Here is an 18,032-nt window from a genome sequence, read left to right as displayed (position 1 = left end):
CCAGCACCACGCACAGCACCACAAACGGAACGGAACATGACGAACGACGAACTCGCCGTACTGGCCATCGACCTCGGGAAGACCTCCTGCCGGGCACGGGTCACGATCGGAACGGCAGACGCCCCCACCGTCCTGGCAGAAGCGCACGGCGCCGGCGCCCCCGGCCTCGCAGACCACGAAGGTGCGGCGCTGTCGGCGCGCGCCGTCCTCGACACCGTCGCCGGCATCCCGGCCGACATCCTCTCTCTCGTCCGCTCCGTCGGCATCGGCGCAGCCGGCGTCGAAGCGGCGCCGGCCGAGGTCGCCCAGTTCACCGATCGTCTGCAGCGTGCGCTCGGCGCATCGGTCTCCGTCGTCAACGACGCCCTCGCGGCGCACGCCGGCGCATTCGCCGGCGGCGCAGGCACCGTCCTGATCGCCGGCACCGGCGCAGTCGTGTTCGACGTGGACCCCGCTGGACGCGTCAAGCAGATCGACGGTTGGGGACCATGGCTCGGCGATGAGGGCAGCGGCAGGTGGATCGGCCAGCAGGGCCTCGAAGCCGCCCTGCGCGCCGCGGACGGCCGCGGACCTGCGACCGTGCTCGCCGACGACGCGGAGGCCCTCGCCGGATCGTTCGCCGCCCTGCCCCTCTGGGTCTCGCACGCTGGAGCGCCCGCCCGCCAGTTGGGCACCTTCGCCCCCACCGTCATCACCCGCGCCGAACAGGGCGACGAGGTCGCCGTCGGCATCATCGACGAAGCCTGCGCACACCTCGCGGCGAGCGCCAACGCCGCCTCGACGGGCGCCGTGTGCGTCGTGGGCGGCATCGCATCCCACCCCTACGTCGCCGCACACCTCGCCACCGCGATGACACACATCGGCGTCCAGCTGGTCGCACCACTCGGCGACGCCCTCGACGGGGCTAGGCTCGTGGCACTCGATGAAACCATCACCTATGGCGGAAGGGTCGTGCGCGACGATGTCCACGCAGCCTGAGGCAGTGCAGCCCGACCGCGAAGTGCTGCGCGCCGAGCTCGCGACGCTCTCCACGGAGCAGGTCGGCGATCGGTACCCGGACCTCGACGCGCTCGGCACCGCCGAGCTCGTCGCGGCGATGAACGACGGCAACCGCTCAGTCCCGGAAGCCATCGCGGCTGTGGAGCCGGCCATCGCGCAGGCCATCGACGGCATCGTCGAGCGACTCCGCCGCGGCGGCAGGCTCGTCTCCATCGGCGCCGGGACGGCCGGCCGCATGGGCATCCTCGACGCGAGCGAGGCGCCACCGACGTTCGGGACGGACCCCGGCCTCATCGTCGGGGTGATCGCAGGTGGTCCTGGCGCCATCCAGCAGGCCGTCGAGGACGCAGAGGACGACGCGGACGCAGGTCGTGCGGACCTCGAAGCACTGTCCGTCGGGCCGGACGACACCGTCGTCGGCATCTCCGCCTCCGGCCGCACCCCCTACGTGCTCGGCGCCATCGACTACGCCAAGAGCGTCGGCGCCCTGACCGTCGGGCTGTCCTGCAATGCGGGCTCGCCCCTCGGCTCCGGCGCGGACATCGGCATCGAGACCGTCGTCGGCCCGGAGATCCTCACCGGCTCGACCCGGTTGAAGGCCGGGACGGCGCAGAAGCTCGTCCTCAACATGCTCTCCACCATCTCGATGGTGCGCCTCGGCAAGACGTATCAGAACCTCATGGTCGACCTCCGGGCGACGAACGAGAAACTCCGGGCCAGGTCCGAGCGAACCGTTATGCTGGCGACGGGCACGGACGCCGCAACGGCTTCGCGGACCCTCGAACAGGTCGGAGGCTGGGTGAAAGCGGCGATCCTCGTCATCGTGTCCGGGATGGACGCGACGGAAGCGGTCGGAACGCTGCGCCAGGGCGACGGCTCGCTGCGGAACGCGATCGAGCACGCGGCATCGCGCGGCGGCACCGGCGCAGACGGCCATGTCGACTGACGCGCTCCTCGCGCTGCGGCAGGCCATCCCCCGGCTGAGCACGGCCGAGACCCGGGTGGCCGAAGCGATCATCGACAATCCGTCGCTCGTCGTCGAACTCACCATCACCGAGCTCGCGAAGGCGTGCGGGACCTCCCAGGCCACCGTCGCGAGGTTCTGCCAGACCATCGGGTACACCGGCTACCGGGAATTCCGGGTGGCCGTTGCGACGTCTGCGAGCCGCGAGCAGGCCGAACGCGACCGGTTCGACGTCCACGATGCCGACATCGACCCGGACGACACGGTCGAGGCCGTCGTTGCGAAGGTCGCGTATCAGGAGGTGCAGGCGATCGAGCTGACCGCGAAGTCGCTCGACCTCGATGCGCTGGAGCACGTCGTCGAGGCGATCATCGGGGCGACGCGGGTCGACCTCATCGGGTTCGGCGCCTCCGGGCTCACCGCGCAGGACCTGCAGCACAAGCTGTACCGGATCGGGATGACGGCGAACTGCTTCAGCGACGTCCACCTGGCGCTCCCCTCCGCCGCGCTGCTCGGGCCGGGCGGCGTCGCGATCGGGTTCTCGCACTCCGGGGTGACCGTGGAGACGGCGCATTCGCTCGAGGTCGCACGGGCGTCCGGTGCGACGACGGTGTGCATCACGAACTTCCCCGACTCGCCCATCGCGAAGGGCTGCGACATCGTGCTCACGACGCAGGCGAGGGAGAGCCGGTACCGGTCCGGGGCGATGTCGAGTCGCATCGCGCAGCTGGCGCTCGTCGACCTGCTGTTCATCCGCGTCGCGCAGCGTCGGTTCGACGCCGTCGCGGAGTCGTTGCGGGTCACCTATGACGCCGTGCAGGACCACCGCATCACGCCGGAGCACCGCCGCGCGCATCGGGCGTAGCCCGTCGTCCCCGACGCCGGTCCCTGAGCCTGTCCAAGGGTCCGCCCCGCGGGTCCCTGAGCCTGTCGAAGGGTCCACGTCCAGGGCCCATGCCCTTCGACAAGCTCAGGGACCGGGAGTTGACGCCCAGCGCGATGGCCCTTCGACAAGCTCAGGGACCGGGCCGGGAGGTCTCAGGGACCGGGAGTTGACGCCCATCGCGATGGCCCTTCGACAAGCTCAGGGATCGGGATGGGACGCCTTCGGGGACCGGGGCTGGGACGTGGTCCCTGAGCTTGTCGAAGGGCGAGACCACGCTCATCGTCGTCCCCCGGAACCACCACGGGCCCGACGCATTGACACTGGACCGACGCCCGGATTACTGTGAGTTACAAGATTTGCAACGGGTGTTGCGTATAGCGCAACCGAGGCGAAACGCAGGGTGATGAGAGCAGCGACGATGAGCACACACGCACGTGGCCACAACCGCGGATTCGCGCACGCGACGGACGCGACGTCCGAGGTGCGCATCCCCCGCTCGGCGTCGACCCTCGTGTCCCTCCTGCCGTCCTGGGTGACCGACGGCGATCGCGCAGACGTCATCGACCGCCTCCGAGACCAGCGCACCACCACCCGTCTCGAACTCGAGCACACCGCCGTCGACTGGACGGGAGTCCGCATCGCAGCGGTCTCGCACCCGGACCTCGCCGAGCTGATCGGCAGGACGGTCGCCGAGCTCGCGAGCGAGGCCGGACAGTCGGCCGTCGAGATCGTGACGGACACCCTCATCGCGGATCGGCTCGGCACCGCCGTGCTGACCGAGGCGTAACCACCCCACCACCGAGGAAGACCACACATGCTGCCCCAGCCGAATCAGGCCACCCCGATCGATGCGAGCTTCACCCTGTCGGAGGCGACGAGCCTCGGCGGTGATGTCGCGTTCACGACCGCGATCCGCTGGGTGCGGGGCGTCCTGCAGGGCTCGACCGGCTTCGAACTGGCCGCCGGCGCCGCGAACGCGATCTCCTTCACCCTCGACCCGAGCGTCGATGCCGCCGCCTACCGTCTCACGGTCGACGCCGCCGGTGTGCGCATCCTCGCATCGGATGCCGACGGCGCGTTCTCCGCTGCCGTCACCCTGACCCAGCTCCTCCCGGCTGCGGTGAACCGCCGCAGTCTCGTGACCGGTCAGGACTGGACCATCGCGGGTGTCGACATCGAGGACGCCCCCCGCTTCGGCTGGCGCGGCGTCATGCTCGACGTCGCACGCCACTACATGCCGATGTCGGACGTGCTGCGGTTCATCGACGTCATCGCGCGCCACAAGCTCAACGTCCTGCACCTGCACCTCACCGACGACCAGGGGTGGCGTGTCGAGATCAAGCGCTACCCGCGGCTCACCGAGGTCGGCGGCTGGCGCACGGAGAGCCAGGACGGCGGCGCCCGCGAGGTCGGCGGCGACGGGCGTCCGCACGGCGGCTTCTACACGCAGGAGGACCTGCGGGAGATCGTCGCCTACGCGGCCGCCAGGCAGATCACGGTCGTCCCGGAGATCGACATCCCGGGCCACGCACGCGCCATCGCTGCCGCCTACCCCGAGCTCGTCGTCGGGGACGTGCCGCAGGAGGACCACGCGGTGTGGACCCGCTGGGGCATCAACGAGACGGTCCTCAACATCGAGGAGTCGACGGTCGAGTTCTTCCGGAACGTGTTCGACGAGGTCATGGAGATCTTCCCGGCCGAGTACATCGGCGTCGGCGGCGACGAGGCGAAGAAGGTCCAGTGGGAGCAGAGCGCCTCCACCGCGGCGCGGATGGCCGAGCTGGGCCTCGCGAACGCCGACGAGGTGCAGTCCTGGTTCATCCACCAGCTCGACGAGCACCTCACGGCGGCCGGCCGTCGCCTGTACGGCTGGGACGAGATCCTCGAAGGCGGCCTCGCACCCGGTGCGACCGTCGCGTCGTGGCGCGGCATCCGCGGCGCCGTCGCCGCCGCGAAGGCCGGACACGACGTCATCGCGTGCCCCGATGACAAGGTCTACCTCGACTACCGCGAGTCGGAGCACCCCGGCGAGCCGACCCCCGTCGGTCCCGTGCTGACGGTCGCGGACGTGTACGCGTTCGAGCCGGTGCCGGCATCGCTCACCCCGGAGGAGGCCGTGCACGTCATCGGCGCCCAGGCGAACATCTGGACGGAGCACATGGACATGGCGCGTGTGGTGGATTACCACGCGTTCCCGCGCCTGTGCGCGCTGGCCGAGGTGGCGTGGCAGCGGGCCGAGCGGGATCTGCCGGCGTTCGAGGCGCGGCTGGACGAGCACCTCGCCGTCCTCGACGCGCTCGGTGTCGAGTACCGCCGCGCCGATGGCCCCCGCCCCTGGCAGGAGCGGCCGGACGCCCCCGGGCGCCCGGTCACCCTCGAGTCCCGCCTCGCGCTCGTCGCCGCGATGACGGAGAACATCGCCTGAGCGCTTCCCCATTTCGCCTTGTCCAGCAGCTCGATCATATGACCCCACGGCAATTCACCAACGGCTCGTTGGCGAATTGCGAATGGATCAGGCCACGCCTCGGCGAACCGGCGCATGTAGCGGAGGTTCGGGGAGAACCCCTTCATTGAAGGGAATTCAGCACGCAGATCAGCAGCAAGCCGTGCCAGTACGCTGGTTCCCCACGCGGTCCGGCACCAGCGTCGTACGACGCGGCATCACCGCTGCGGTGAACCGCCCCGGCTTCCCGGCCCGGTCGCGTTTCAGTCGTCTGTTGCGCGACCTGCCGTGGCACGCAGGCGCGCGACGACGGGGCCGAGCGCGAACGCGAGCACCAGGAGCACCACGATCCCCACGGCGAGCGGGACGCTGCCGCCGACGAGCGTCGGCAGGTTCTGCAGGATGAGCACGAGGAACACGATCAGGCCGACGAGGCCGAGCGCCGGCGCGATCGCCCGCCGCCACAACGATGCGGCGGTGCGGTTGCGGGCGAAGAACACGAGCACGGCGACACTCGTGATCCCGAGCAGGAGCACGATGCCGACCGAGGAGAACCCGGCCAGCCAGGTGTAGTACTGGTTGATCGGATCGAGACCGGTCGCCGCCCCGACGACCAGCAGCACACCGACGACGACACCGGCAGCGATCGACGCGCGGTGCGGGGAGCCGAAGCGTCCGTGCGCGTGACCCAACCGCTGCGGCAGGGCGGCGCGCGCCGAGAGGGTGAACACGTACCGAGACACGATGTTGTGGAACGACAGGATGCACGCGAACAGGCTCGTCACGAACAGCACCTGGATGATGTGCTCGCCGACGGTGCCGAGGTAGCGCTGGGTGACGTCGGAGAGCAGCGTTCCGCCGTTGTCGGTCGCCGTCTTGACGATCTTCGAGTCGCCGACGGCGCTGATGAGCGCCCAGCTGGAGAACGCGTAGAACACGCCGATCAGGACGAGCGAGAGGTAGGTGGCGCGCGGGATGGTGCGGTCGGGGTCGCGTGCCTCATCGCGGAACACCGCCGTCGCCTCGAAGCCGATGAAGCTCAGGATCGCGAACAGGATGCCGATGCCCGGCGCACCGGAGAGGATCGCCGACGGCGTGACGATGCCGGTCGAGAGCCCTTCCGGGCCGCCGCCGCTGAACACGATGACCGCGTCCAGGACGAGCACGATCGCCACTTCGGCGATGAGCAGCACCGCCAGGACCCGGCCGGAGAGCGCGATGTTGCGGTAGCCGAGGAACACGACGACCGCGAACGCGACGAGCGCGTAGATCCACCACGGGATGCTCGGCACCCCGTACGAACCGAGGAGCGAGTCGATGCCGGGGCCGATGAGCCCGAAGACGGCCGCTTCGAGCGTCAGGTACGACAGCAGCGCCGCGAAGCCGGTGCCGAGGCCTGCTGCACGTCCGAGGCTGCGGTCAACGTACGAGTAGAACGCGCCGGCCGACTTCACGTGCGGGGTCATCGTGGTGAAGCCGACCGCGAAGAGCAGCAGGACGACGGTCGCGATGATGAACGTCGCGGGGAACCCGGCACCGTTGCCGACCGTGATGCCGAGGGGCACCGGGCCGCCGATGACGCCGAGGGGCGAGGCGGCCGCGACCACCATAAAGACGATGGAGGCGACGCCGAGGTTCCCTCGGAGTCGGGAGCGTGCCGGTGTCCCGGTGGCCGCAGCTGCTGCGGTCGCGGTTGCGGATGTCGCGGTCTGGTCGTCGATGGCCATGGGATCCTCGCGGTTCGGGGAGGTGGTGCGGGAAGTGAATCGGGCTGGACGGAATCTAGCCCCGCGGACGCACCCCTGTCGCGTCGGGTTACCGAATGTTGCCTGCGAGCGGTTCGCCCACCTCGCCGAGCGTCACCGCGGCCGCGGGGTGGGCGGCATCGATGCGCGGGCCCGCCGCCCCGAGCTTCTCCCGCAGCGTCCCCTCGCGGTACTCGGTCTGATACCTGCCGCGGCGTTGGAGCTCCGGAACGAGCAGGTCGACGACGCCCTCGAACGTCTCAGGCACCGCGGCCGCCGCGAGGTTGAACCCGTTCACCCCGGTCTCGTCCACCCACTCCTCCAGGAAGTCGGCGACGGTCTCCGCAGAGCCCGCGATGACAGGCCCGTCGCCGCCGATGCGGGCGTACTCGGCGATCTCCCGCACGGTCCACTCCCGCCCTGGATCCGCGGCGCTGAACGCCCGAACGACGGACTGGATGGCGTTGGAATCCTGATCCTGCAACACGGCGTCCGGGTCGAGCCGTGAGAAGTCGATGCCGGTCCAACCCGACATGAGCGTCAGCGCGCCCTCCGTGGAGGCGAGTGCCAGGTACTCGTCGAGTCGTCGGTGCGCCTCGGCATCGGTCTCGGCCACGATGACGGTCTGCTGGTTGATGACGGACACGGCGTCCGGGTTCCGACCGGCCCCGCCCACCACATCCCGGAGCGCCGCGACCTGCGCCGCGAGGACCTGCTTCGACGGCGCCGCGACGAAGACGTTCTCCGCGTGCCTGGCCGCGAACAGCACACCACGCGGCGATGCGCCGGCCTGGAACAGGAACGGCGTGCGCTGCGGGCTCGGTTCGCTCAGGTGGATGCCCGGGACGCGGAAGAACTCACCGACGTGCTCGATGGGGTGCACCCGGTCCGGATGCGCGTACACGCCGGTCTCGGCGTCCGCGACGACCGCATCGTCGTCCCAGCTGCGCTCCCAGAGCTTGTACGCGACCTCGAGGTACTCCTCCGCGATCTCGTAGCGGCGGTCGTGCGCCTCCTGCCCGCTCACGCCCAGGTTGAGGGCGCCGCTGTTCAGATAGCTCGTCACGACGTTCCAGCCGATGCGGCCGCGTGTGAGATGGTCGAGGGTCGACATCCGCCTGGCGAACGGGTACGGGTGCTCGAAGGAGACGCTCGCCGTCACACCGAATCCGAGGTGCTCTGTGGCCGCGGCCATCGCAGGGATGACCTGCAGCGGGTCGTTCACGGGCACCTGCACGCCGCCGCGCAGGGCTGCGTCCCTGCTGCCGCCGTACACGTCGTAGACGCCGAGGACGTCGGCCAGGAAGACCGCATCGATCAGGCCGCGTTCGAGGGTCTGCGCCAGCTCGCTCCAGTAGTCGAGGTCGAGGTACCGGCGGGACTCGTCGCGCGGATGGCGCCACAGACCGGGCGAGAGGTGCCCGACCGAGTTCATCGTGAACGCGTTGAGGCGGATCTGCTGCGGCATCCCGTCGCCGCTCAGATCCAGGAGTGCCGGGCGGGCAGCGTGCCGTTCAGCACGTAGTCGCCGATGATGACGGGCTTCCAGCGCACGGGGTCGTGCAGGGTGTGCACGCGGGCGTTGCGCCAGTACCGGTCGAGCGCCTTGGCCCCGAGCGTGGAACGGGTGCCACCCAGTTCGAGCAGGCGGGTGGAGGCTTCGAGGGCCAGCTCGGTCGTCAGCACCTTGGCGCGGGCGACGGCGATCGATGCTGCCGCCACGTTCTGCTCGTCGGCCGCCGGCTTGGCGGCATCGATGGCTTCCCCCGCCTTCTCGGTGAGCGCCTCCGCAGCCGCGAGATCGATGTCGAGACGCCCGAGCCGCTCCAGGGTGAGCTGATCCTTGCTCGCGGAGTCGACACCGCTGTCGATCCACGGGCGGGCCGCACGCACGGCGTCGTGGGTCTCGCGGATCGCGCCCCTCGCGATGCCGAGGTCGATCGCGAGCGTCGTCAGCTGGGCGAACGGACCGGCGATGGTCGGGTTCTCGTACTCCGTGTGCATCGGGAAGACGCGGTCGGCCGGCACCCGCAGCCCGTCCAACAGGACCGTGCCGCTCGACGTCGCCCGCTGGCCGAACGCGGACCAGTCGTCGACGACCGTGAGCCCCTGGCTGTCGCGCTCGGTGAAGACGAGCTGCTCTCGGCCGTCCTCGTCGAGGGCGAGCACGGGGATCCAGTGCGCGTAGGCGGAACCGGTGGAGTAGAACTTGCGGCCCGTCACCACGACCTCGTCGCCGTCGGCCACGAGCTTCGTCTCGATCTCGGCGACGTTCTTGCCGCCGGCCTCCGAGAAGGCGTTCGCGAACCGGGCGCCTGCGAGCACGAGGCCGAAGAAGAATGCCTGCTGCTCCGCGGTGCCGGAGAGCCGGATGTCCTCGACGAGGCAGAAGTGGTTCTGCGGGATCTGCCCGAGCGACGGTTCGACGGCCGAGACCGTCGCGATGACGTCGGCGAGGGTCGCCTGCGAGACGTCGGCTCCGCCGTGGTCGCGCGGGATGGTGATGGCCCAGAGGCCGGTCGCGCTGAACGCGTCCACCACCTCGGCCGGGATGCGTCGATCCGCGTCGATCTGCGCCGCATGCTGCCGGACGGACTCCGCGAACTCGCGGGCGACGGCGCGGGCCTCCGCGTCGGACGTGATCACCCGGGCGAGCGGGGGTGCGGTCGGGATCGCACCGTCTTGCGCGGTCGCGGTGGCACCGTCTTGCGCGGTCGCGGTGGCAGGGTCGACGACGATCTCGGCAGTCATGCCTGACACGCTAGTCCGCCGTCCCCCACCATCGCGCCCCCATCGCAACCTTCGGTAACACCCACCCTTTCCTGCCCGCGAACTGTCAGTCGTGGCTGCTCTGACCTGCTCCAAACCAGCCACAACCGACAGCTCGCGAGCTGGCAGTCGTGGCCTGTCTGGACGGCTGTAACCAGCCACAACCGACAGTTCGCGGGCCGGACGGGAAATGGTCCTCTGGGTTGACGTTTCCGTTAGGTGCCGGGCGCTAACGTTGCGATGACACTGAGACACGCGTCGTTCCCCCGAAGGGACGACGCAGGACAATCCGGGGGAACCATCCATGGGTGCATTGAACGACGGCCTGCGCGCGGTCAAGGCTGAGGGCATCCGCTCGACCGCCTGGCGAGCGGCCAACTACATCAACGGTCGCTTCAACCCGATGGGCAAGTGCCACGTCGACCTGTATCCGAGCGACGCCATCGCCGCGGACTGGACGATCGACCGCCGCTTCAACGCCGAAGCCCTCCCGGCGCGGCCGTACGATGTCGCGTGGCTGATCTCCCCGCCCAGCCGCACCTCCGGCGGACATCAGAACGCCTTCCGCTTTATGGAGTTCCTCGAACAGGCAGGCCACCGCCTCACCGTCTACCTGTACCAGGCATCGCCCATGCCGGCCGTCGACATCGACGGCATCCGCGCCATGATGCGCGCCTCAAGCGCCTACCCGGACCTCAAGGCCGACTTCGTCCGCTACGACCCGGCCACGGGCATCGCGCCGGGGGCCGACGTCGTCGTCTCCTCCGACTGGCAGACCGCCTACCCCGCCTACCGATACGCCGGCGCGGCGAAGCGATTCTCCTTCGTGCAGGACTTCGAGCCGTGGTTCTACCCGGCGAGCAGCCAGTACGTCCTCTCCGAGAACACCTACCGCTTCGGCTTCCACGGATTCTCCGCCGGCCGATGGCTGGCCCAGAAGGTCACCGACGAGTACGGGATGACCTGCGACCACTACGACTACTCGGTGGACAAGCAGCACTACTCCCACACCAACGATGCGCCACGCACCGAGATCCTCTTCTACGCGCGCCCTCCCACTCCGCGTCGCGGCTGGGAGATCGGCGAACTCGCGCTCACGGAGTTCCACCGGCTCCGTCCGGACGTGACCATCAACCTCGTCGGCTGGGACATGTCCGGCTACGACGTGTCGTTCCCGTTCGTGAACCGCTCGGCCATGGACATCGACCAGTTGAACGCCGTCTACAACCGCTGCGCAGCCGGCCTCGTCCTGTCCCTCACGGACATGTCGCTGCTGCCGCTCGAAGTGATGTCCTCCGGTGTCGTCCCGGTCGTCAACGACAGCGAGAACACCCGCGGCGTCCTCGACAGCGAACACATCGAGTACGTGCAGCTCTCCCCTGCCGCCATCGCGAGGAAGCTCGTCGAGATCGTGGAACGACCGGATGCCGTCGAACACTCGCGCACGATCGCCGCATCGATCGAGGCGAAGGACTGGTCGGACCCCGGACGCGTCTTCGTGGAGCGCTTCGAGCGCGCCATGCAGACGGCGCTCTGAGCGCCGGGCACTGAGTACCGAGCACGGGGCACTGAGCCGGAACGCACGATCGGGGCGATATGGGGGCACATCATCCGGGACCGCGTCACGCGACGCCTGACGGGAGCGGCGTTCGCCGGCGCATCTTCATCGGTGCGGCCATCGGCGGGTTGGGGGTTGCGGCGCTCGGCGTCGGCGCGATGGCACTGACCGACCAAGACCTGTTCCCGATCCCCGGCGCCGGCAGTGGGCCGACGCGCACGAGCGCCGCTGGCCCCACCTCGGCGACGGGTGCGGGGCCGACCGAGACGCCGACCCCGACCCCGACGCCCACTCCAACCCCCACGCCCACCCCGACGCCCACCGACGTCCGGTCGGTCGCCCCTGCCATCGAGCGGGTCGCCCTCCCGCCCGCCGGGCACGGCGTCTACAGCCTGCCCGTGGCCGGGCCGTACCTCGCGTGGACGGTCGACGACGGCAGCGACGCAGAGGTGATCCGCGCGTACGCGGCGTTCGCCAAGCAGACCGGCACCAGGCTGACGTTCTTCCCCAACGCGAAGTACGAGGGATGGACGACGCACGCGGCCCTCATCCGGCCGCTCGTCGAATCCGGCCAGATCGCGATCGGGAACCACACCTACAACCACGTCGACCTCACCTCGCTGAGCGATCAGGGCATCATCGACGAACTCACCCGCAACGAGCAGGCGCTCGTAGCCCTGTACGGCTCGAATCCGAAGCCGTTCTACCGTCCGCCGTTCGGGTTCCGCAACGATCGGACCGATGCCGTCGCAGCGAGCATCGGCTATACGACGCCGGTCATGTGGTACGGATCGATCGCGGACTCCGGCCTCATTCCGGCCGACCAGCTGCTCGGGTTCGCCGACAAGTGGTTCCAGACCGGGAGCATCGTCATCGGCCACGCGAACTTCCCCACCGTCACGACCGTGTTCCCCGAGCTGCACAAGCTGCTCACCGATCGTGGGCTCCATACGGTGACGATGCGCGACGTCTTCCTGAGCTGAGTGCGGGGCCCAGCTGGTGCGCTGGCCGTTCGCAATTCAGGAGCGGCCCCGGCGTGTCGCGGCGGCGGACGTCGTGTCGGGGCCGACACGCCGGGGGTTGCCTGAGTTGTGGACGGGGCGGGCGCTTCGACAGGCTCAGCGACCGGGGCGAGGTGGGGCGGACGACGACGACCCACGGGAGCAGAGTCCCGTGGGCCGTCGTCGAGCGCGGAGAGCGCGGAGCGCGCGGAGCTACGCGCCCTTGAGGCGCTCAGCCAGGTACGCGCTCAGGCCGTCGATCGGGACACGCTCCTGCAGCATCGTGTCGCGGTCGCGGACGGTCACCGCGTTGTCCTCGAGGGAGTCGAAATCGACCGTGACGCAGTACGGCGTGCCGATCTCGTCCTGACGACGGTAGCGGCGGCCGATGGCGCCGGAGTCGTCGAAGTCGATGTTCCACTGCTTCCGCAGGTCGTCACCGATCTGACGGGCGAGCGGCGACAGGGCCTCGTTGCGCGACAGCGGCAGCACGGCGGCCTTGACCGGAGCGAGACGCGGGTCGAGGTGCAGGACCGTGCGGGTCTCCACCTTGCCCTTGGCGTTCGGCGGCAGCTCCTGTTCCTCGTAGGCGTCGACGAGGAACGCCATGAGCGCACGCGTCAGACCGAACGACGGCTCGATCACGTACGGCACCCAGCGCTCGTTCTTGGCCTGGTCGAAGAAGGACAGGTCCTTGCCCGAGTTCTTCGCGTGCGTCGCGAGGTCGTAATCGGTGCGGTTCGCGACGCCCATCAGCTCGCCCCACTCGCTGCCGGCGAACCCGAAGCGGTACTCGATGTCGACGGTGCGCTTCGAGTAGTGCGACAGCTTCTCCTGCGGGTGCTCGAACCAGCGGATGTGCTCCGGCGTCATGCCGAGGTCGACGAACCACTCCCAGCACAGGTCCATCCAGGTCTGCTGCCACTCGTCGTCCGTGCCGGGCTCGACGAAGAACTCGATCTCCATCTGCTCGAACTCGCGCGTGCGGAAGATGAAGTTCCCAGGCGTGATCTCGTTGCGGAACGCCTTGCCGATCTGGCCGATGCCGAACGGCGGCTTCTTCCGGGACGTCTGCAGCACGTTCGCGAAGTTCGTGAAGATGCCCTGCGCGGTCTCCGGGCGCAGGTAGTGCAGGCCCGTCTCATCGTCGACGACCCCGAGGAACGTCTTCAGCAGACCCGACATCTGACGGATCTCGGTCCACTGGCCCACCTTGTCGGGGTGCTCGGGGTCCGGGATGTCGGCCAGGCCGTTGACGGGCGGGTGGCCGTGCTCGTCCTCATACGCCTCGAAGAGGTGGTCGGCACGGTAACGCTTGTGGGTGATGAGGGACTCCGTGAGCGGGTCGCTGAACACCTTGACGTGACCGGACGCCTCCCAGACGGGCGTCGGCAGGATGACGGCGGAGTCGAGGCCCACCATATCGCCGCGGCCGCGCACGAACGCGTTCCACCACTGCTTCTTGATGTTCTCCTTGAGCTCCACCCCGAGTGGCCCGTAGTCCCACGCCGACCTCGTACCGCCGTAGATGTCTCCGGACGGGAAGACGAAACCTCGGTGCTGGGCCAGGGTGATGACCGAATCGAGGCGGGACTGCTCTGCCATGGTGCTCCTCTGCGCCGCTGGGGGTGCGGCTTGTGCTGCGTGGTGCTGACGCCTGGCTGGCGCCCGCTCCCAAACGCTTCTCATCCTACGGGCGGGCGTGCGGAGGAGTCGAAACGGACGACCGATGCGCCGGCACCCGATCCACGGCTCTTGCTCAGGAATCAGGGCGGTCGCTGTGTGATTCTCATGAAGGACCTTTGGAGCGGAGCCGGATGAACTGGTTGTGGCGCATCGACGTGGTCGACGGCCCCGTCGTGTGGGGGCTGCGGATCGCGGCAGCCGTCGCGCTCGCGTACCTGTTCCTCCGGCCGCGCGGTGGCCGTGTCTGGTACCTCGCCGCTGCGGGTGTCACGATGGCCGGCGGCATCATCGGCCTCGGGATCGTCTGGATCGTGTACGGCCTGCTGGACCTCGCCGGCCCGCTCATCCACGGGGTGCGCCCGTGGGCGATCCTGGCGTTCGCGGGCGTCGCGCTCGGGCTCCTCAGCCTGTTCTGGCGCGGCGGGCGCTGGTGGAGGCGGGTGCTGTCGGTCATCGCCATCATCGTGTTCGTGCTGACCGGGTTCGTCGGGATCAACCGCGCCTACGGGCTGCAGACCACGATCGGCGCCGTGTTCCACATCAACACCGACGATCCGGTCGCCGTCCTGCATCCACCGGTGGAGGGATCGGCCGCCTCCGCAGGTGACCCGAAGTCGCCGCTGTACACGAAGTGGAAGCCCCCCGCGGACATGCCGGCGATCGGCCAGCACGGTCCGCTGCCGGCAGACCAACAGGTGCCGAACGCGGTGTCCGGCTTCCCCGCCCGCCCGGCCGAGATCTACTATCCGCCCGCCGCCCTGGTGAAGGATCCGCCGGCGCTGCCGTTCGTCCTGATGATGATGGGGCAGCCTGGCGACCCGGACTCGAAGTGGATCGGGGCGGCGTTGGACAAGCTCGCCGCGACGCACAACGGGCTGGCGCCGATCGTGCTCGTGGTGGATCAGCTGGGTGATCCGTCGCAGGATCCGCTCTGCATCGACGGCAAGCTCGGGAACGTCGAGACGTACGTGATGCAGGACGTCGTCCCGTGGGTGCATCAGAACCTGCACGTGTTGAAGAACCGCGATGCCTGGACGGTCGCCGGATACTCGGCCGGCGGCGGGTGCGCCCTCTATTACGGTGCCAAGTATCCGAAGGTGTTCGGCAACATCGTGAGCATCTCCGGGGAGGTCTACTCCGGCGCGGAGTCGGCTGCGGCGAACCTGGATTCGATGTTCGACGGCGATCAGGCGGCGTACGACGCGATCAAGCCGACGACGATCTACACGCACACGAAGTACCCCGACACCCGCGCGTACTTCTCCGCCGGCTCGGCCGATCCGACGTACGTGCAGTTCATGGCGGAGGCGTCGTCGTCCGCGATTGCGGCGGGCATCCACGCGGAGACGTTCGTCGTCCCGGGCGGCGACCACGTCATCGGCGGCCTGACCGGCGGCCTTGACCTGACGCTCAGCGCCCTCTATCCCCGCCTCGGTCTGGCCCCGCCTTCCTAGCCCGCGAGCTGGCAGTCGTGGCTGGTCTGGCGGCGTGAGAACCGCCAGAAGTGACAGTTCGCGGGCAGAATGGGGCGATGTCGACATCGCTGAAACTGCTCGCCGGCGAGAAGCACGGCGTGCTGCTGCCGTACCTGCTGCTCGCGCTGACGTTCGTGACGGGGCTCGTCGATGCGGTGAGCGTGCTCAAGCTGGGCCGCGTGTTCGTCGCGAACATGACCGGCAACGTCGTATCGGTCGGATTCGCGATCGCGGGAGCTCCCGGGTTCTCACTGTGGGGATCGGCGCTCGCGTTGGCGGGGTTCGTGCTGGGCGCGAGCATCGGCGGGGTGGCCGTTGGCAGGATCACGGCCGGGGTCGCGGCGAGCGCGGGGGCGGGGACGGGGACGATGTCCGGCCGGACGCGGATGCTGCGGAACGTGCTCCTCGTTGTGGTGCTGCTGTTCATCGCATCGGTCGTCGTGGCGTGGTCGACGGAGGATGCCGCCGGCCCGCTCGCCCAGAATGCGATCGTGGTCCTCACCTCGTTCGCGCTCGGGCTGCAGAACGCGGCCGTGCGCCACCTGGCCGTCCCTGACCTCACGACGACGGTCCTCACGATGACGATCACCGGCATCGCCGCCGACATCCGTTCCCGGGACCGCATCGCCGTCACCCGGCGTTCCTTCGCGATCGTCTCGATGCTCCTCGGTGCGACCGCCGGCGGCTTCATCGTCCTGAACCTCGGCGTCACCCCCGCCCTGGCGACGATCGTCGTCCTCCAGCTGGCGGTCGCCATCGCCCTGACCCTTCCATCGGCCGAGGGGTCGCAAACTGCGGGTTGACGGGACGAACACCCGCAGTTTGCGACCCCTCGGCAGCAGAGGACGGGCTAGGGGGCGGGGAGGGTGGGGAGGACGGGGAGGGTGGAGCGGTAGGCGCTCGGGAGCATGCCGAAGCGCGCGGCGAACGCCGCCCGGAGCTCGTAGGCGGAGCTGAAGCCGGAGCGGGCAGCGAGCTCGCCCATCGTCGCCGTGCGCGCGCCGGGAGAGGCGAGATAGAGGGCGGCGGTCTCGGCCCGCTGCCCGGCGATCTCGGCCGCGATGGACGTGCCGCTGTCCTGGAACGCCCGCTGCAGATGCCGCAGGGAGACCCCGAGCGGCGCGGCGACCGCCTGCGGCGACAGCGCCTGATCACGATGCCGCTCGGCGATGTACGCCATCGCCCGACTGCGCAGCCCAGCCCGCAGATCCTCACTGTCCATCGCGTACCCGCCGGCCTCCAGGAACATGCCGACCACGAGGTCCTCGACGGCACGACCGGCCACCATCAGCGCCGGCTTCGACGGATTCCACGATGCGTCGGCGATCGACAGCCCGAGTTCCCGCAGCGGCGCACTGAGCGACGGCCCCGCGCCGCCGAACCGGTACTGGTGGGCGGCGACCCGCACCCCGCGCTCCTGCAGCCGGCTCTCGCGCATCCGGATGCTGAGCACCCGTGTGCTCTCCGGAGCTGTCAGGTTGTATCCGGCCCAGTCGGAGGTGACGAACAATCCGCCGCGACTGATCGTGTGGACGTCGCCGTTGCTCTGCCCGAACTCGCACGAACCGTCGAGCAGGAACGCGATGTGCACGGTGCCGGTCGATCGCACCTCGTCACCGCGGATGCGGAGTGCCGACTGGGTTGTCCGCATCACGACGGTGTCGCCGATGGCGCGGACCTGCGCCGAGAAGTGGAACACGGAATCGGTGCGCGTCCAGAACCCCTGGGAGGCTCTGGCGACGTGCTCGTCGGACGCTGCGACGTTCGACATCCGTTCGATGATGTGGCGCATCGCGCTCGCCTGGATGGGTTTCCACATGGGATCGTCCTCGCTCATGGGGCCGGGACACCCCACACTCGGAGGATATCGCGTTCTGCGCCACCATCAGGGCAGTTCTGCGTCATCTTCCCGAGGCGCACCGGCGCTGAGTTCTACAGTCAACCCAACAGACGTTGCGTGTCTCCGTCATGGGCGGCCACGCACGATCTGGCGCACCGAACCCGGTGCGAAGCACTGCTCCCTCCGTTGCCGGCACCCGTCCGACATCGCAGTTTGAAAGGCATCAACCCTCCGTGAACTTCCTCGACGCCCTCTGGCTCATCATCGTGGCCTTCTTCTTCATCTCCTACATCGGCATCCTGTTCGCGATCATCCGAGACATCTTCCGCGACGGCAGCCACAACGGCTGGTGGAAGGCCATCTGGATCATCTTCCTGATCTTCGTGCCCCTGCTCACCTCGCTCATCTACCTGATCGTGAACTCGCGCGGCATGGCCGAGCGCGAAGCGGCTTCCGTCAAGCAGCACCGCACCGAAGCAGAGACCTACCTCAAGGACGTCGTCGGCCGCAGCGCCGCGACCGAGATCGCCGATGCCGCAGCACTGCTGCAGGCGGGCTCCATCACCGAGGCGGAGTTCCAGCAGCTCAAGGCGAAGGCCCTCGCGGCCTAGTCCTGCGCGACCCGGTGGCCGCTCGTCGCTTCGGCGATGGGCGGCCACCGGAAGC

The 18,032-nt window shown here is 69.3% G+C and carries 15 protein-coding genes and 1 pseudogene; 10 read left to right on the top strand and 6 right to left on the bottom strand.

The window, feature by feature from the left end:
• Positions 1-36: 36 nt before the first annotated feature.
• The 5 genes from ACL9RL_RS08505 (at position 37) to ACL9RL_RS08485 (ending at position 5,274) form a co-directional block, all read left to right on the top strand.
• Complete coding sequence (locus ACL9RL_RS08505) at positions 37-978, top strand: N-acetylglucosamine kinase (protein ID WP_422779795.1); 942 nt, start codon at positions 37-39, stop codon at positions 976-978.
• A complete protein-coding gene (gene murQ / locus ACL9RL_RS08500; RefSeq protein ID WP_422779794.1) occupies positions 962-1,945 on the top strand; it encodes an N-acetylmuramic acid 6-phosphate etherase in 984 nt (327 codons plus the stop codon). Before ACL9RL_RS08505 ends, murQ begins: the two co-directional genes overlap by 17 nt.
• Positions 1,935-2,828 (top strand): MurR/RpiR family transcriptional regulator, encoded by an 894-nt coding sequence (locus ACL9RL_RS08495; RefSeq protein WP_422779793.1) that lies wholly within the window; start codon positions 1,935-1,937, stop codon positions 2,826-2,828. The genes murQ and ACL9RL_RS08495 overlap by 11 nt, the downstream gene beginning before the upstream one ends.
• A 439-nt stretch (positions 2,829-3,267) precedes the next feature.
• Positions 3,268-3,636 (top strand): hypothetical protein, encoded by a 369-nt coding sequence (locus ACL9RL_RS08490; protein ID WP_422779792.1) that lies wholly within the window; start codon positions 3,268-3,270, stop codon positions 3,634-3,636.
• Positions 3,637-3,663: 27 nt separating this feature from the next.
• Complete coding sequence (locus ACL9RL_RS08485) at positions 3,664-5,274, top strand: beta-N-acetylhexosaminidase (protein WP_422779791.1); 1,611 nt, start codon at positions 3,664-3,666, stop codon at positions 5,272-5,274.
• A 20-nt stretch (positions 5,275-5,294) separates the two neighbouring features.
• Here the strand turns inward: ACL9RL_RS08485 and ACL9RL_RS08480 are convergent.
• From ACL9RL_RS08480 to ACL9RL_RS08465, 4 genes and pseudogenes are all read right to left on the bottom strand, one after another.
• Positions 5,295-5,477: pseudogene (locus tag ACL9RL_RS08480) on the bottom strand (DUF1016 N-terminal domain-containing protein); the annotation flags it as partial.
• Positions 5,478-5,555: 78 nt separating this feature from the next.
• On the bottom strand, positions 5,556-7,019 hold the full coding sequence (locus ACL9RL_RS08475; protein WP_422779790.1) for an APC family permease: 1,464 nt from the start codon (positions 7,017-7,019) through the stop codon (positions 5,556-5,558).
• 88 nt (positions 7,020-7,107) lie between these two features.
• Positions 7,108-8,505 (bottom strand): LLM class flavin-dependent oxidoreductase, encoded by a 1,398-nt coding sequence (locus ACL9RL_RS08470; protein WP_422779789.1) that lies wholly within the window; start codon positions 8,503-8,505, stop codon positions 7,108-7,110.
• An 11-nt stretch (positions 8,506-8,516) separates the two neighbouring features.
• On the bottom strand, positions 8,517-9,788 hold the full coding sequence (locus ACL9RL_RS08465) for an SfnB family sulfur acquisition oxidoreductase (protein WP_422779788.1): 1,272 nt from the start codon (positions 9,786-9,788) through the stop codon (positions 8,517-8,519).
• Positions 9,789-10,110: 322 nt separating this feature from the next.
• Between ACL9RL_RS08465 and ACL9RL_RS08460 the strand changes: the two genes are divergently transcribed.
• Positions 10,111-11,343, top strand: coding sequence for a glycosyltransferase family 1 protein (locus ACL9RL_RS08460; RefSeq protein ID WP_422779787.1), 1,233 nt, complete (start codon positions 10,111-10,113; stop codon positions 11,341-11,343).
• Between the two features lie 59 nt (positions 11,344-11,402).
• Positions 11,403-12,347, top strand: a complete 945-nt coding sequence (locus ACL9RL_RS08455; RefSeq protein WP_422779786.1) for a polysaccharide deacetylase family protein — start codon at positions 11,403-11,405, stop codon at positions 12,345-12,347.
• 231 nt (positions 12,348-12,578) lie between these two features.
• Here ACL9RL_RS08455 and ACL9RL_RS08450 read toward each other — a convergent pair whose 3' ends face one another.
• Positions 12,579-13,970 (bottom strand): glycine--tRNA ligase, encoded by a 1,392-nt coding sequence (locus ACL9RL_RS08450; protein ID WP_422779785.1) that lies wholly within the window; start codon positions 13,968-13,970, stop codon positions 12,579-12,581.
• Between the two features lie 212 nt (positions 13,971-14,182).
• Between ACL9RL_RS08450 and ACL9RL_RS08445 the strand changes: the two genes are divergently transcribed.
• Positions 14,183-15,505 carry an alpha/beta hydrolase-fold protein gene (locus ACL9RL_RS08445; RefSeq protein ID WP_422779784.1) on the top strand — a complete coding sequence of 441 codons (1,323 nt, stop codon included), beginning with the start codon at positions 14,183-14,185 and terminating at the stop codon, positions 15,503-15,505.
• A 77-nt stretch (positions 15,506-15,582) separates the two neighbouring features.
• On the top strand, positions 15,583-16,329 hold the full coding sequence (locus ACL9RL_RS08440; protein WP_422779783.1) for a YoaK family protein: 747 nt from the start codon (positions 15,583-15,585) through the stop codon (positions 16,327-16,329).
• A 47-nt stretch (positions 16,330-16,376) separates the two neighbouring features.
• Here ACL9RL_RS08440 and ACL9RL_RS08435 read toward each other — a convergent pair whose 3' ends face one another.
• The gene (locus tag ACL9RL_RS08435; RefSeq protein WP_422779782.1) at positions 16,377-17,345 is read right to left on the bottom strand and encodes a helix-turn-helix domain-containing protein; all 969 of its coding nucleotides are present in this window, start codon (positions 17,343-17,345) and stop codon (positions 16,377-16,379) included.
• Between the two features lie 254 nt (positions 17,346-17,599).
• Between ACL9RL_RS08435 and ACL9RL_RS08430 the strand changes: the two genes are divergently transcribed.
• The gene (locus ACL9RL_RS08430) at positions 17,600-17,977 is read left to right on the top strand and encodes a hypothetical protein (protein WP_422779781.1); all 378 of its coding nucleotides are present in this window, start codon (positions 17,600-17,602) and stop codon (positions 17,975-17,977) included.
• Positions 17,978-18,032: the final 55 nt, after the last annotated feature.

The sequence above is a fragment of the Plantibacter sp. Mn2098 genome (assembly GCF_049319745.1).
Taxonomy (GTDB): domain Bacteria; phylum Actinomycetota; class Actinomycetes; order Actinomycetales; family Microbacteriaceae; genus Plantibacter.
This window is presented reverse-complemented; position numbering and strand designations above follow the sequence as displayed.